Source organism: Saccharobesus litoralis, from assembly GCF_003063625.1.
In the GTDB taxonomy this organism is placed as follows: domain Bacteria; phylum Pseudomonadota; class Gammaproteobacteria; order Enterobacterales; family Alteromonadaceae; genus Saccharobesus; species Saccharobesus litoralis.
This window is the reverse complement of record NZ_CP026604.1, coordinates 484,640-498,668: the sequence shown is the minus strand read 5'-3', so window position 1 is coordinate 498,668 and position 14,029 is coordinate 484,640. Positions and strand designations below refer to the sequence as shown.

The 14,029-nt window shown below is 40.3% G+C and carries 9 protein-coding genes; 2 read left to right on the top strand and 7 right to left on the bottom strand.

What is annotated here, in order from left to right; genetic code table 11:
* The 4 genes from C2869_RS01870 to C2869_RS01855 form a co-directional block, all read right to left on the bottom strand.
* Positions 1 to 1,494, bottom strand: coding sequence for a lipopolysaccharide biosynthesis protein (locus C2869_RS01870; protein ID WP_108601345.1), 1,494 nt, complete (start codon positions 1,492 to 1,494; stop codon positions 1 to 3).
* Between the two features lie 10 nt (positions 1,495 to 1,504).
* Positions 1,505 to 2,887 (bottom strand): glycosyltransferase family 4 protein, encoded by a 1,383-nt coding sequence (locus C2869_RS01865; RefSeq protein ID WP_108601344.1) that lies wholly within the window; start codon positions 2,885 to 2,887, stop codon positions 1,505 to 1,507.
* A gap of 31 nt (positions 2,888 to 2,918) precedes the next feature.
* Positions 2,919 to 4,172, bottom strand: coding sequence for a glycosyltransferase family 4 protein (locus C2869_RS01860; RefSeq protein WP_159083988.1), 1,254 nt, complete (start codon positions 4,170 to 4,172; stop codon positions 2,919 to 2,921).
* Positions 4,173 to 4,410: 238 nt separating this feature from the next.
* Positions 4,411 to 5,424 (bottom strand): glycosyltransferase family 4 protein, encoded by a 1,014-nt coding sequence (locus C2869_RS01855; protein ID WP_108601342.1) that lies wholly within the window; start codon positions 5,422 to 5,424, stop codon positions 4,411 to 4,413.
* 373 nt (positions 5,425 to 5,797) lie between these two features.
* On the opposite strand from C2869_RS01855, the gene C2869_RS01850 reads away from it, so the two are divergent.
* Positions 5,798 to 7,819 carry a carbohydrate-binding protein gene (locus C2869_RS01850; RefSeq protein WP_108601341.1) on the top strand — a complete coding sequence of 674 codons (2,022 nt, stop codon included), beginning with the start codon at positions 5,798 to 5,800 and terminating at the stop codon, positions 7,817 to 7,819.
* A 340-nt stretch (positions 7,820 to 8,159) separates the two neighbouring features.
* On the opposite strand, the gene C2869_RS01845 is transcribed toward C2869_RS01850, so the two are convergent.
* Positions 8,160 to 8,966 carry a hypothetical protein gene (locus C2869_RS01845; RefSeq protein WP_108601340.1) on the bottom strand — a complete coding sequence of 269 codons (807 nt, stop codon included), beginning with the start codon at positions 8,964 to 8,966 and terminating at the stop codon, positions 8,160 to 8,162.
* A 419-nt stretch (positions 8,967 to 9,385) separates the two neighbouring features.
* Here C2869_RS01845 and C2869_RS01840 point away from each other — a divergent pair, with 419 nt between their 5' ends.
* Positions 9,386 to 10,438 carry a hypothetical protein gene (locus C2869_RS01840; RefSeq protein WP_108601339.1) on the top strand — a complete coding sequence of 351 codons (1,053 nt, stop codon included), beginning with the start codon at positions 9,386 to 9,388 and terminating at the stop codon, positions 10,436 to 10,438.
* Positions 10,439 to 10,642: 204 nt separating this feature from the next.
* On the opposite strand, the gene C2869_RS01835 is transcribed toward C2869_RS01840, so the two are convergent.
* A complete protein-coding gene (locus C2869_RS01835; RefSeq protein ID WP_199915616.1) occupies positions 10,643 to 12,061 on the bottom strand; it encodes a hypothetical protein in 1,419 nt (472 codons plus the stop codon).
* On the bottom strand, positions 12,061 to 13,437 hold the full coding sequence (locus tag C2869_RS01830) for a c-type cytochrome (protein WP_108601338.1): 1,377 nt from the start codon (positions 13,435 to 13,437) through the stop codon (positions 12,061 to 12,063). The genes C2869_RS01835 and C2869_RS01830 overlap by 1 nt, the downstream gene beginning before the upstream one ends.
* Positions 13,438 to 14,029 lie beyond the last annotated feature (592 nt).

The following is a 14,029-nucleotide window of genomic DNA, read 5'->3' as shown; positions in this document are numbered from 1 at the left end:
TCAACCTGCTGTAGTTAAATCATTTCGATTGCATAAAACCTTAGCACATAGCCAAGCAATTAAGGTCGAAGTACTTAATAAGCATAGACTCATCATGGTTACGCTGTAACCCAATGTCATTAAATATGGGAGTAACACGACTAACGTAGTACTAATTGTACCAATTAGCAGTAGTTTACCTAGAGGATAGTTTAGCTTTAGAAAGGTCTGGCTGACTAAGTAAAATAGGGTTAGCCGTGTACATTGCACAGCCAATAACCCCCATGCTACAGCGAACATGCCAAAGCTTGGGGTTAACCACCATAACAGCAACACGAATAACCCAGCGCTAAATGCGTTAATGGCCATTTGGCTGTGGCTGGTTTTGCCAACAAAACAGCCTATATTGACTAACTCTGCCGCTTCTTTGCAGGCCATGGCTAAAATCATAGGCGTAATGATAGCCACCACATTTTGGTAGGAAACAGGCACTAAAAAATGCACTAGAAGCGGACTAGCACCAGCCATTACCACGCAGATGAATAGTAAAAGCGCCAATCCGATAACAATGTATTGGCTAGTGAGTTGCTGTCCTTGTTGTTGTAATACTTGAAAGCGCTTTGGCGACCACCACATGGTATAGGGTTGCAACAAGATAACGGTGGCTAACGCAAACTTACTGGCAACACCTAAAATGGCGACTTGATTTAAATCGGCATACTTAGCTAAAAACCACTTGTCTACCCCCATCAAGCCAAAAGCAATTAACCCGCTTAGCATAATGGGCGTGCAATATTGTAAGTAAGATTTTAGTAATGAAAAGTTAAGTATGCTGCGCTTTACAAGGTGTCGGTTTAGATCATTAGCAAAATGCATTAACAACAAAAATGCTTGAATGGTAGCAGCAATAAAACCCGCTAAAACGATACCGTTAACACCCTGTCCTAACTCAACCCAGTAAAAGGTGAGTAGCAGTTGTAATAACGCTCTACCACAGGTTAAGGTACAAAATAGCCCCACTTTATCTTGTAAACGCAACCAGCCTAATGCAACGGCGATAATGGCTTCGAGTGATATGGTGAGCAAAACGATTAACACTGTGTTGGCGGGTAAATACCCAGGCAAAATAGATTGCACTTGTGGGTAACAAACCCAAGCTAAACTCGCCATAGCTGCGGCGACCAATATGGCTAGCAATAGTAAGTGGGCGGCATGGCTTTGTGCTTCGTCAGTGGTTTTACTCAATCCATAAAAACGAAATAAAGCTTCAGCTAAACCTAAGCCGGCGAGAACGCTACCTAAAATTGCGATACTGCTTAGTACTTCTAATTGGCCGTATTCTTGCTGGCTAAGCGCATGAGTTAAAAAGGGCAGTAAAATTAGCGATAAGCCTTTCATAAACACGATACTAACGCCATACATTAAGGTGTGTATTAACGCCTTAGGCAATTTGATTTGAACTAATCGGCTCGCCAGCCATGTTTGAGTCTCGTTTTTAGGATTTAACAATTGCATTGACTTCTCCCTATTTGGACAACTGGGTTTGTTTAAGGCTGGTAGGGAGATTGCCATTAACATTATCTGTTTTTGTTTGCTGATCAGCGTTGGCGTGTGGTTGATTACCTTTTATTTGTTGTACGATAATTTGGCTAACGGGTTGGTAGGTTGCTTCTCCGTGGTATTTTGCAGCCAGTTTTTGTCCCGCCTTACCAATTTCATCGACAATCAGCGGATTGTTGACTAAGGCCTCAAGCTTGACTTTCAAGTCGAACGCATCGTTCGCTTTATATTTAAAACAATTTTCACCATGGGTTAATTGTTGATCCCAATATGCGCCATCAGCTGGGATCACCACGGTTAGTCCGGCAGCCAATGCTTCTAAAATGGCTAGGCCAAAGGGTTCATTTTGACTGGTTGATACAAATATTTGATGTTGGCTGCGAATGGAATCTAAGTTTTTGGGTTGTTCAAACCAAGTAACTTGATTAATTGGCTGTGGGGCTTGTGTAACGGCCAATTCACATTGTTTTGGCCGTATAAAACAAATACTCGCTTGTGGTCTTTCGTTATCGGTGAATAAATTCAACGCGGTTAGTAAGGTATCTAAGCCTTTCCATTTTAATAGTGAGGCTGCCCAAAATATACGTATAGGCTTGCTAGCATGGCCTTTTCCCTTGCTCTGGCAATGGTTCTGGGTTGGGCTTGGCCAATTGTGTTGATTAATACCATTATTGAGCTCGAATAATTTACCTTGCTGCTTCATCTGCGCGAATTGCGTTTGAACAACTGGGTTAGCGGATTTTTCAATGTTTTGTTCAATACTGGATAAACAAGATGGTAAATAGCATAGAGCCTGAGCACGAGTTAGGCATTTGGCTATGGTTTTACTTGTGGCAACAGGCCCTTGAACTAATTGAAAGACACCGCTTGTTGCTGATGAAGATGGCTCAATAATACGATTAAAAGCGTCAAGCATATAAGCCGCTAGGTCAACGCCTGGGCCCGAAGTGGCTAAAATTATTTCTGCTTTATGGGTGAATAGTCTGCGTAATATCAGTTGTGTGGCGAGCAAACCATGGCGAATAAAATAGCCGATCCCTTGTTCAAATTTGGCTATGTAACCTAATTCATAAAGAGTATGAATGGATACGGTAGACGTCGCCGCTTGGTTGCAATCGCTATTCTGGTTAATACAATGATGGTTAATACGGGTAGCCCATGTTTGCCAATCAGCGGGCGAGCGGGTTAGTACCTTAATATGACAAGAGGTCGTTGCCACTAAATCCAAAACGTTTTGCGTCGCTAGCTTTGAGCCGCCATTAAATGTTATGGGGTCGTAAACCCAAATAGTTGCTAGCGATTTAGGCTTAAAAACTGACTTAATGCGTGTGGTAATGAATTTAAACATGCTTGGTTCCTATCGCTGTTGGGTGTCTTGTTTAACTGTCTTGTTTAATTTGGATATTGCCTAATCGATGGCTGAATTGGCGCCAAGCAATAGACGCTAATCGTTTGAATGGTGTCAAACTGATAGACCAATCATGCTTAAGCTTGTTTTGTTGCTGTTGGCGGATTAGTTGACGATAGGTGCTGGCAAAATGTTGTGTGTAATGGTCAATCGTAAAATTATCGGCCACATGTTGTTTAAGTGCTCGAGCTAAATGGTGACGTAACTGAGTGTTCTCGACTAAACGAGCCACTTGAGTCGCCATTGCTTTGACATTTTGCGCTGGATATAACAAGCCGGTTTTTTCATGTTTGACTATCATAGGGACACCGCCTACTTGCGGCGCTACGACAGGAATATTCGCCACACCCGCTTCGGCAATGGCTAAACCAAATGCTTCTTGTCTTGATCCTGAAAGGTAAATGTCGGCATTGTCCCAAAGCATACTGGTGACCAAGTCACTGCTATCCATTAAATGGACTCGATCTTTTACTCCTAACTTGGTTGCAAGTGTTACTAGGTTGTCCCATTCGGGTCCATCGCCTATTAGCATGAGATGCGCTTTAATATTATGCACGTGCTCTAACTCGGCCACGGCTTCAATACATAAATCCATGCCTTTAACTGGGGTTAAATAGCCTGTTGAAGCCAGCAAAATATCATCGTATTGCAGTTTAAGCTGCTGGCGTACGTCAATCGGAAAAATGCGTTGTAGTTTGTCCATGTCTAATCCATTAGCGATAACACTAATGCGCTCGTCTGGCATACCATCGTCAGTCAGTTGCTTTTTGATTTCGTTGTTAACGCAAACTACTTTATTAGCGGCATGTAACCCGAGCGTAATGCGATCACGTAATGGATAAGACGAATGCAAATGGCTTAATAATGGAATATCAGTTAATCGACAGGCGGCAACCATCCATTGAGTTGGCGCTGCGCTGTTGCAATGTACTAAATCAATGTTGTGCTGCTTAATAATTTGCTGACCTTGGCGAACCTGTTGCCAAAATGCTTTAACGTTAAAACGCGGTGCTTGCCAGCCGAGCAACAAACTAAAGTCGCTACGGATCACTTCGATATTATGGCTTTTGCCAACTGCGGCAATCTCAGGCGAGTTACACCACAGGACAGGCTCAAAACAGTTACGATCCAAATTGGCGATTAAGTTGATCAAACAAACTTCACTGCCGCGGTATACTTGCTCGCCATAATGGACGAATAAAATTTTTGCTGGATTTGCAGGCATAATCAATCTCATATGTTTAACGTTTAATAGCCATAGAGCAAAGCCTGTTCCAATGTTTTAACTGATTGTTTTGTATGTGTTTTTTGTATTCTTTAATTTGATGTTTGCAAACTGCTAAGTTGTTTTTTTGCATTTTGCAAAGCTGTTGTTAACCCCAACTAAAAACGCCACCTTAATAATAAGGTGGCGTTTTAGCGCAAAGCCAGCGCAAAGAAAACCTGTCCTAGCCTTCGATATCTCAACCACACATGGCCTGACGGTATCTTTGAATAAAATGTGGCATCACAGCTTCAACAGAGTAGTCTGTGTCGACCACCTTTTTGGCTTTGCGGCTTAAACTGGCCTGTTGAATGGCGGGCAGGGCATGCCAGCGCATAATTGCTTGGCAATAGCCGTGAATATCACCAACATTTATTAGCCAACCATTTTTCTTATGTGTTATCAGCTCTGGCAACGCGCCCACTCGGCTGGCTACTACGGGAATGCCGCGTGCCATGGCCTCTAAGGCAACCATAGGCAAACCTTCTTGTAGTGATGGCAGCAAGAGTAAACCTATTTGTCGCCATACATGAGGCATGTGATGTTGTTGTCCATGTAAGTGTAAATTCTTTAATCTTGCGCTTAACAATTGTTGTTTAGCGGGGCCATCGCCATAAACATGGATATCAACGTGGGGTAGTTGTTTGGCTATCGCGATTAACTGATTAATACCCTTTTCAAAACTCAAGCGACCAACAAAGGCGACTTGTTGGCCATCGCCTTTGGTCAGTTGCCGACTATTGATAAAGTTTTTAGCTTGTTCAGCATGGGTAGGAAGTTTTTGTTGAATACTGGCACTGACAGCAAAGCGCCATTTGGCTAAGTGGCCTGTATATCTATCAATCCAGTCGTACAACCATACTTTGCCTTTTGGTGTTTCTCCAGCATGATAAGTACTAATAACAGGCGTACCACTTAATCTACCTATTATACGCATCACTATGCCGGCTTTATAGCCATGGGTGTGGATTAGAGCAGGTTGGTGCGTCTTAATTAGCGATTGTATTGAACAAGCTTTACGCACTAAATAGGGGATGTTGGCTTTTTTCAGCAAGCGAAATAATGGATGCTCGCCATAATGATTCAAAAATACCACGCGTGGCGTTAGCCCCATGATTTGTAAGCCTTGGCTGAGTTGCAATATATGGCTTTCAATACCACCGAAGTTGCGGCTGTCAACGACTTGCCAAATTTCGCCCAGATGTTTGTTCATAATAGCTTGCCTCTTTTATGTCTGTCTGTTGCAAATTGCGAAAAATCTTGCGCAGTAATACAAGGTTATTAAGACATAGCAATTAGAGCGCCAAGATCCTGTTTGTGTTTTAAATTGTTCTTTGAAGTACAAGTTTACCGCCACAGTCGTCAAGTCTGTGCAAACCTGAATTTAACCTCAACAATCTGAGAGCACTTTCTATTGTTAATTTTCTTACTTTCTTTATTTCCAATCGTCTTTTTTTGAGCAGTATTTCTGCTGAAAATGATTGGTTAAATTAAATATAAAACTTGATGTTTAATTGTGATTTGTGTTGTAATTTGTGTGTTTTTGCATAAGTTACAAATACGTAACAATAACTTTGAGTTTGGCTATGCCTATATCTAATGACTTTCGATTAACATCTTTACTTATTCCTTTCGCTTTAGCTGCGTGTACCAATGGTACTAATAACCACAAAGAGGTTGTTGAGCCTGTGGTGATCCCTGCCGATGCAGTTAATGTCAGAGTCGATATCAATACTTTGCAATATTTTGATGATTCCTTAACGTTAGATAGGCAAAAGTTTTTTAATCAACATGACTCACAGTTTAATGCTTGGCTATATGATGTTGAAGATGTGGATTATATGCGCAATGAATTGAATGCTGGGGTAGGGCGTCAATTTTGGGGGCCGATGAGCACGGCGAAAGCGTTAAAACAGTCTTATCCTTCAACAGAAACCGCCAAGATTGAAGGCAAAAAAAGTATAGAAAGTTTTAATAATCATAAATTACGATCGACTTACAGTAATCGTTCAGTCATGACTGAACACCCTCGCACTGTCGTGACGGACTTAAACGATAATATTGTCGAAGGTGCTCGTTGGGCGGCTGATTATTTTGAATACTATTACACGGACGAATCTCGGCCGTTGTTTTTTGAACCGATGAATGAACCTTTTGTGCATGCCAAAGATTTTGTGCCTGGTGGTTGGGATGCAAAGAAAAATTTTGTTATGACCCAACACATGAGTGATTGGTTTAAAGAAATTGGTAAAGAGTTTGATAAACGTCCAGCTTTAAAGGATATGTATGTTATGGGTTTTAGCTCGGCGTGGCCTTCGTTAGAGCTCAATGATTTTAATCATTTTAAAGAACGCCAAAAAATGTTTATGGACAGAGCGGGTGATTATATAGACTCGTTTTCTTTTCATTTATACGACGGGGTGAATGTAACTGGGCAATCCAATCGACGTTCGGGCAGTAATGCTCAAGCCATAATCGATATTATTGAAACCTATTCAATGGTGAAGTGGGACAAGGTCAAACCTCATGCATTAACCGAATATGGCGGCATTATTGATAGACCCAAGTTACCTAATGCGAAAAGTAAAAAAGACCAAGAATATTTTTACGATGAAACGATTGCTAGCCAAGAGATTAAATCATACAACCATATGTTGATGGAGTTTTTGGATAGGGAGGAACGTATTTTAACCTCGATTCCATTTATTACAGGGCATGCAACATGGTATTGGCCGACTCACGAGGGGCATCCCTATTCAGCTACATTGTGGCGTCCAGATCCAGCTAAAATTCGCTTAAACACCAATACCAATCGTTACGAGTTTATTAATCCTAAAGATAAAAATAATTATCTGCCGACCCCTAAAATTAAGTTTTATCAACTGTGGAATGAGGTAAAGGGTAATCGTTTAGCAACAGAGAGTAGCGATCCTGATATTCAAACCAAGGCTTATGTCGATGGTGATACGGTGTATATAGCGCTTAATAATCTTGAAGATGAAAGCAAAACGGTGAATTTAGCTGTTGGCGCTGGCGCGGGTTATCAATATAAAAATTTAACGCTAAAGCGTTTAGCTGTACCTACCGATAGCCCTGCAACGTTGCAAGTTGATAGTAAAAAAGTTTCTGGTTATGTTTCTTCATCGCAATTAGCGGCTAACGTGATTGAGCTAGCACCGTATGAAACGGTAGTTTATCAATATCAGTTTAATAAAACCGTTAAAGCAGATACACAACTACGACGTGAAACTTATTATTCTGATGACTTTTTACAACCCATTAAAGCTAATCAGCCGATCACAATAAAGTTTAACCAAGTGGATTTAACCACAAGTTCGCAACAGCATTCTACAGCATTGCTGCGCATGAGTATTGGTCGTAAGCATGACAAATCGAAACAACCAATAGTCACGATTAATGGCTCTTCGGTTACAGTGCCCAATGACTGGGCTGGTTATGATCAAGCGAATCGCAAAGATTTTTTTGGCGCAATTGAAATACCAGTGCCGATGAGTTTACTTAAGAAAAATAACCAAGTGCGCTTAACTTTCCCTGATACGCAAGGCCATGTGTCTTCTGTAGTGTTGGAGGTTAATAAAGCAATATAAATGTAATTAGTAACTACTCAGCGTGTATATAAATAGAATTGAATTTCTCCCGCTGGTATAAAAAATTACCGTCATACCTGAGTATTCAGGTATCCAGTGCCTTTATTAAAGTAAACGGAGCTCACGTTTACTAAACAAAGTCACTAGATTACCGCATTCGCAGGTTTCTTGTTCCAGACGAAACCTAAGTACCTACGTCCTGTAGGCACGGCAAAGACGAAGTAATTACCAATACTAAGGCGCGTAAAACAAATTACGCTGAGTAGATACTGAAATTAATAAAAAAGGAACCGACTGGATTGTTCGGTTCCTTTGATTATTGGTCGATTATTTGGTTGATTTATTGTGTTGGGTTTATTAATAAACGGCTAATTGATTCGACTTGATAAGCGGTTATCTGACTACCGGCTAAAAATACCTCATCAACTTGACCTTGTTGTGGTCGAGCTAACTGAATATTGAGATCACATTGGCGCTGTGTATCTAAATCTTGGTGCGAAAGAACAGACAGATTAGATATATCTAAACTATAGTTACCGTCGTCCTGGATGGTTTGAACATCACCTGAGTAGATAATTTCGCCGTTTGTTTGGCGGCAGCTTAGCTCATAACGTAATTCACTATCTTGAATATCTTGTGGTGCTTGCCAGCTTATCGCGATTGATTCGCTAGCGGCATAGACCTCACCCGATTGCGGTGAGTAAATACTAAACTCTTCAGGTAGTACAACGCTTGAGTTAATAGCATCTTCACCGTGTGCTCGATACAAAGACATGCTAATGGGCTCTTTTTGTTGGTCTTTTTCTATTTGGATATTAGCTTGATACGCTACGTTATTGGCGTCATTGTTAAATGGTTGGTACTGCTTTTTACTATAAGCTAAGGTGTTATAGCTTAAAGGCTTTTCTGTGTTATTAACGGCAACGATAACCTTGTCCTGTTCTTCATAAGTAAGCGGTTTGCCGTTTATTCCACCATAGTTAAATTTGGCACTAATGCGTGATAATCCGTTGTGGTTTTCAATGGTATAGCTTGCCAAAATATTATCAGTTGCCGTTTCTTCGTTAGGTTGTGAATCACCAGAACACGCAGCTAAACTTAGGCAAGTTGCGAGTGTAGTAAGCATACCTACTGTTGTCATTTTCATTGTTATTTCCTGTTTACCTTTGCCCATATCGGCACAAATAATTCGCGAGCATGCTATGTCATTTGTGTGGCTTATTTTTTAACGAAAGATGACAGTAAGATTAAAGTGTGACAGTGGGGTGTGGTTTTAATTAAGTTGACATCTGATGTTAATGGTATGCCGAAGTTTTAAGCGGTTATGTGGGATCTGTGTTGCAATTAGATGACATATTAAAACGTAAGCACTTATCAGCAATGCTGTATGTGTAATGGAGTGTAATAGGATTGTCTTTTTATTAACCCTAGCTTAATATTGTTAAATTGCGTGGCTGATAAATTATAATAATAAAAATGGACAATACATTTTCAGAAATAAACCATTTAAAACGGGCTTGGTCGTTAATTTTACTCGTGGCAAGTATAGTGCTTTACGGGGGGCTAATGACGACGTCGCTAGGTAGTCATCAAGATTGGAAAGAAGGCGTTAGTATTTGTTTTTTGGTATTGTTTTTACCTTTAACTGCAATTACTTATATTCGAGTTAGCTTACCTAAAAAACATGAGTCAGTTGCCAACCTTAAGCAACAATTTGAGAGCCATGATTTACCGGATACCTTTTCATTTCATTTAAATCAAGATCACAAGCCAACAGATTACTTTTTACCCCTACTGTTGGTGTCGTTAATTTGCATCGTATTTTTTACAATTTTACTGTCTAATTCGGCAATGTTACTGTTTGACGGAATTACTTGGGTAGACAACGCAGACTTTTTAGGTATGAGCCACGCATTTAAGCGCAACGTCGTTTGTGCGGCTATGGCTTTTCTTGGCGCGTATGTGTGGGCAATTCAATTTATATTTCGTCGTATGATGACATTAGATTTGCCACCCGGCGCCTATTACAGTGTCGTGATGCGCATGATTTACAGTGTGTTGGTTGCGGTTGTTTTCCAGTATTTTATGCAAGATAAAGCACAAGAGTTTGAAGCACAGTTTTTAGTGATCTCATTTTTTATTGGCCTGTTTCCAGAAAGAGCCATTATGTTTATGCGAGAAGGGCTTAGTCATATTTTTGCGCGTGGCAAACATAGCGCTAATGAACTGCAATTAGATATGATTGAAGGGATTAATGGTTTTCATAAAAGTCGCTTAACGGAACTGGGCATTGATAATGTGCAAAACTTAGCTCACGCCAGTTTGATCGAGGTTATTATTAAAACCTCCTATAAACCGCGAGTCATTGTTGATTGGATGGCGCAGGCTCGATTGTGTTTAGAATTTAAGAACGAGACAAATTTAATTAGAAAGGCCGGTATTCGTACCATCATTGATCTGATTGAAGTTTATGAGCATGGTTGTCCTGATGCGATGCAGTCTATTTCAGACAACTCAGGCATTAATAAAACATTAATAGATACAGTCTGTTTAGTTAACGCCCAAGAAGAATCAATAGGCCAACTGAGGTCTGCCTATGATACGCTCAATATCATTTGATTTATAACAACATATGTATCTGAATCCGCCTGCTAATTAGTGATTAGCAGGCGTTGATTTTTTTTGTATAGTCAAAGCGATCTGGTTTTAGGGGAAGCCGTCGAGCTTCGAACCCCCATGAGCATATGCTCTATTATGTGATTGGGGTGAGTAAGCGCTGACAATGAACCATAAAGCCTGAGCGAGAAGACTATATTTTAGTGATTATTTGTAGACTTGATTTAACGTATAGAACACTTTGCTTGATGATGCTTTGCGTTGACTTTTGCTGGTTAACCCAGAAAAATCAATGCCGACTACTTTACCAGCCGTTAAGGGCATATCGATTTCAATCTGCTTATGATCAGGCGACAAACGCATTTTGCTAATATTGATAGTGGTTAAGTCGACTTTTTCTGAACCATATTTTTTGTGGTAATGATAATGCCATTGCTGAACGTTAAAACTTGACTCTACAAAACTATTAGCGTCAATTTCTTCGGTAAAGCTTAATCTAAAACCTGTTTTAGTGAGTTTGATATTTAGCATTTCGAATGGGTTGGTTCCGTCCCATACCACTTTTTGTAAGCCAAATGGTTTACTACCCGCAGCTCCCCAGCCTCGAGCTGTTTGACCTATCCAAAGATGACCATTTTTGTCGAATTCAGCCCGAATATTTCCGCTTTGAAAACCATTCATAAAAGTGATGACTGCTCCTTGGTATTTACCATTCACTTTTTCTAGCAATACACGGAAGATATTAGACATGGTTAAATCAGGCATAAAAATTTGATCTTGGAACGGACCAAACTTACCTTGGGTTAAATCCCACTCTGGGTTGCCGGGTGATTTCGCTATTTCACCGTGTGGCATTTGGATTATGGGTTTTTCTCGCATGCGGTCGAGGTCGGCGACGGTATACTTTTTTTGCCAATTCTGGCCATTTTCTCCAGGGGCTTGATGTAAGGAGTTAGGGGCACCATAGAACTTTCCTTCTTCTAATAAATGCATTTTAGATGTGCCAACCCAGCCGCCTTGATTATCGGTAAAAAATATTTCACCTTCAGGGTTGATACCGATTCCGGCAGGAGAGCGCAAGCCCCAAGAATAGGGTTTAAATTCACCTTTTGGTGTAACTTTGTAAGCAAACCCACGATAACCGCCCCAGCCACCCTGAAAGCCAAGGTTTAACGTACCATGGTAATTACCCTGTTTATCTTTGACTGGGCCAAAGTTGAATTCATGATAGTCATTATGAAAATCCCAACCACTGGCCACATTAATATAGTCTTCAGCAACCCCATCGTTGTCGATATCGACTAGCCGTGTTAGTTGCGGTTTGTGCGCCACAAGGATAGAGCCATCGTCTTCTACTAGCAGCCCTGTCGGTTCGTGTAATCCGGATGCAAACTTAGACCAGTGCTTATCTTTTAATTGCCAAACATCACCAAAGCGTGTGGCAACGTACACGACACCATTTTTATCAGTGTCTAATCCGGTAATATGGAAGCGTTCGTTGCTGGGGGTATCAATTGTCTCTATTGAATAGCCGTCGGGTTTATAAATTGTTTGAGCTTGAGCACTCGCGATAAAACTAACGATCAGTGTTACAGTGCCAATGGCTTGCTGGATAATTTTGTTCATTATTGTTTAGCTCCTGTCCAAGCCATTTGTATAGAAAAGTTTTTAATAGAAGCAATATCAACGGTTAATGTTTGCTGCTGCACTTTACCTTGTTGGCTACTGAGGCTTAATCCTTTAGCTGAAGGTAACACAAACGAAATTTGTGTTAGGTTACTCGGGTTATCAAGCACGCTATATACAAAGCGGGCTTGATTTTTATGACTAAAATCAGTTGTTAATGAAAGGGTTAAATCGTTAACTTTAAACGTGAATTCAGGCGCGTTGTCATTAATACGATATTTAATAAATGAGCAGGTTTGCTCTTTGGTTAAAGTTGGCATGAGTTGTTGAGGATAGTGATATAGCCAATCACCTAAAGGAATACTACCATCTTTACCTCGCCCTCCAATGTTAGGACCAATATTTAACATGTCGCCGTGCCATAGGCCATTAACGGCACAGCTTCTGGTATTAAAGGCATAGTTCACTTGTTGAGGGGCGCCAATTGCCATGGAATAAGGCGGCAGTTTGATTATTTTCTTTTGTTGAACCACATAGCCAGCTAAAGCTTTAATATCATAGGTACTCTTTTTACTTTCAGCTAACGCCTTGGTTGAGACTGGAAAAAGTTTGATGGACATGTCTTTGTTTACAACATAAAAGCCGATGTTGCGTAACCATGCACCTTCTTTGCCTGCAATGTAAGTGATTTTTAGATGTTGTTTTCCCGATTTTAAAGGCCATTTAACAATACCTTTCCAGCCTTCGGATTCAACTGGCTTGCCGTTATTTTCAAGCGTTAGATTTAAGCCGTTGACATGCTCAGCAAATAGGTAAGTTTTCTCTGTTTGAGGAACGTGAAAATCTCCCGAAAATTCAATTGCGTAGTGCTTAATTTCAGGTAATTCAAAATCCGCGATATTTTTGTTGAGTTTACCGCTAGCGATTAAATCGTTTTGGCCGTAGTACTTATCTTCGTCACTTTCGAGTTGGTAAATTTTGTAGGTTAAGCTTTCAAAACCTTCACGTTTTGAAAGAATGTAAGCGACAATGGCTTCTTGATCACTTTGACTCAATATACGGGCAAACCCAGGCATGCCAGCTTTGTCAAAACCATTTTGTAAACTAGCTAATATTTGAGATGGTTTGCCACCATGGACCCATTCACCATCTTTTAAGTTAAAGCCAACCGCCCCGCTTAAGTCTTTTTTATGACAACCGGCACAGTGCATAGCAAACTGCTTTTCGCCTTGTTTTAATATTTTGTTGTTTTGTAAAAGTGCTTGAAAATGTTGGTCAGTGTGTTGGTCAGTACTTTGCGCCTGACTTTGATAACTCAATGCGGTGAGCAGCGTAAACGCGATAATTCTGATATGTGTTAATTTACGGTGTGGCATATTTACATGTAAATGTTTTTATTTGTATATTGATTTGATGTTATCACCACAATATGCCGCTGTCTAAAGTTAAATGGGTTGGTTATTTTATACTGGAGGTATGTTTTTTGATGTTTTGTTTTTTTGTTAAAGGGAGGACTGTTTTTTGTCACGAATAGAAAATAATTTGATAAGTTAAATTGACCTAAGCTTTATTTATAAATGACATTTCTGTTTGCATTCTAGTCATGATATTACGCTGGATATTGGCTTAACTATGTTGAAGTGGCAGTGAGGATTGAACACTCAGGAGGCTGTTAAATTTTCAGTGCTATAGTCTTCTCGCTCAGGTCTTATGGTTCATTGTCAGCGCTTACTCTCGACTTTGGCTCCTGCGTCGTCCTACTACCTAAATCCCTTTAGGCAGCCCCAATCACATAGTAGAGCATATGCTCATGGGGTCTCGAAGCTTGACGGCTTCCCCTAAAACCTGATCGCTTTGACTATATATTAAATTGATAGATTAATAACTAAACACAACTAGGTAGTTATCGCTAAGTTTGTATAAAAAACAATCATTTGGTGTCATGTATTTGTAACATTATTTTTACCT